Origin of the sequence: Erythrobacter sp. (genome assembly GCF_038133525.1) — a bacterium.
In the GTDB taxonomy this organism is placed as follows: domain Bacteria; phylum Pseudomonadota; class Alphaproteobacteria; order Sphingomonadales; family Sphingomonadaceae; genus Qipengyuania.
Genome location: NZ_JAYPTL010000140.1, coordinates 282 through 2,258, shown reverse-complemented (window position 1 = coordinate 2,258; position 1,977 = coordinate 282). Strand labels below are relative to the sequence as shown.

Here is a 1,977-nt window from a genome sequence, read left to right as displayed (position 1 = left end):
GGATCCGCTGGCGCATGCCGGATCGCGGCAAATGCTGCTCGGCCCCGATGCGGGGGAGGATGAGATCGCGCGCCTGTCGATGCAAAACGCGGTCGGGCCCGATACGCCGCCGACATTTCTATTCCACGCGCTCGACGATAGCGCTGTGCCGCCTGAAAATTCGATGATGATGCTCAATGCCTTGCGCTCGCACGGGATCGCGGCCGAATGCCATCTGGTCGAAAGCGGCGGCCACGGGTTCGGCATGGGCCGGGCGCATGGGCCATCGTCGCAATGGCCCGAATTGATGGCCCGGTTCGCGCAGCGGCATTTCTTTCCCGAACACGTCTGAAAGCTGAAAACTGCCTAAAAAATGGCCCGCGGTTCGGATGAACCGCGGGCCTTCAGTTAGAGATTGGAGCCGAGGCTCCGTGGGAAGAAGAGCTGACGCCCTTCAGAAATTGGCGCTGACGCCCAGCGTGTAGGTGCGCCCGACGCGCGTTTCGAACAAAGTGTCCTTGCGCGTGCTGTCGATATACAGGCGATTCTGCTCGTCGGTCAGGTTGGTCGCCTCGAGGATCACCTTGAAATTGTCGTTGATCTTGTACGACGCGGATGCATCGACATAGATCGTCGAGCTGTTCCCCTGCAGGTCGCTGCCCGGCGATGCCGGGATGCCGCGGATGAACGGCCCGCGGTAATTCGCGGTGCTGCGGATGCTGAAGCGGTCGTCCTCGTAATAGAGCGTACCCGACGCGGTATTCTTCGACAGGCCGACCAGGTCATCCTTGGTGCTGACGGTGCACACACCATCGACCGAGGACAGGCAGTAATCGATCTTCGAGGTCACATAGGTGAAGTTCGCCAGCGCGCCGAAATTGCTCATGAACCCGCTGAGGAAGGTGAAAGGCACCTGCGCGTTGAGTTCGATACCCTTCAGCGTGCCGCCCGGCGTGTTGACGGGGCGGGTGATGGTGAACAGTTCATCCGGCGTGGTGTTCGACCCTTCCAGCAGCGCCTCGGGCAGGCCCAGTTCGCTGAACGGGATCTGCGAGCGGATCGACTGGATGTACGACTTGATGTCCTTGTAGAAGAACGCCGCCGACAGCAGCGAGCCGCGGGCGAAGTACCATTCGACCGACGCGTCGAAAGTATTGGCGCGGATCGGTTCGAGGAACGGGTTGTTGACCGAACCCGACCGCGTGATCGGATTGACCCCGCTGGTCGGCGCCAGCGCGCCGAGATCCGGGCGCGACATGACCTTTGCAGCCGAGAAGCGCAGCAGCAGGTCGTCGGTCGCCTCGAACACGATATTCGCAGATGGCAGCCAGTCGTCATAGGTCCGGTTGACTGCGGCATATTGCCCGACGACGCCCGTGGGCGAACTGGCATCCGACACGCGGATATAGCCCGAGGAGAACTGCTTCGTCTTGACATAGCGCACGCCGATATCGCCGCGCAGGCCCACGCCAAGCGCATCGTACAGGTCGAACTGCGACATGGCATAGCCGCTGAACGCCTCTTCGCGAACCATCGGATTGGTCGCGCCGCATTCGCTGCCGCAATAAGGCAGGTCGAACAGGCCAAAGGTATCGGCGGTCTTTTTCCAGTCGAGCACGGCCCAGCTTGCCGGCGCGCCCATGCCCCACAATTCATCGACGCCGGTGATCTGGCGCGTGATGTCGGACAGTTCGGTGCCCGCGGGCAGGTTCTGCGTGCTCAATGCGCCGCTGTAATAGCTGACCGACAGGGTCTGCTGCTTCGCCCGGCGATACTGGCCGCCGAATTTCAGCATCACGTCATCTGAAAGCTCGTAATCGAAATTCATTTCGCCCGTCAGGCCATCGGTCGTCACGCTGGACGGCTTGCCCTGGCAGGGCTCGGACCATTGGCGCGTGCAGGTCGACGGCAACGGCAAGGTTCTGCTGCCGGGCCTCTCGGCCGGGCCCGCGCTGCGCGTCCGGACGAGCGTCGAGGTCCGCTCCGCGCTCGGTCCGA

Annotated in this window: 2 protein-coding genes; one reads left to right on the top strand and one right to left on the bottom strand. The window is 62.6% G+C overall.

The annotated features are described in order from the left end of the window. On the top strand, positions 1-331 hold a 331-nt coding region (locus AAFM29_RS17215; RefSeq protein ID WP_341713953.1), incomplete at its 5' end, for a prolyl oligopeptidase family serine peptidase. Positions 332-433: 102 nt separating this feature from the next. On the opposite strand, the gene AAFM29_RS17210 is transcribed toward AAFM29_RS17215, so the two are convergent. After that, positions 434-1,977, bottom strand: a 1,544-nt coding sequence (locus tag AAFM29_RS17210; protein WP_341713952.1) for a TonB-dependent receptor, incomplete at its 5' end; no start/stop codon positions are given.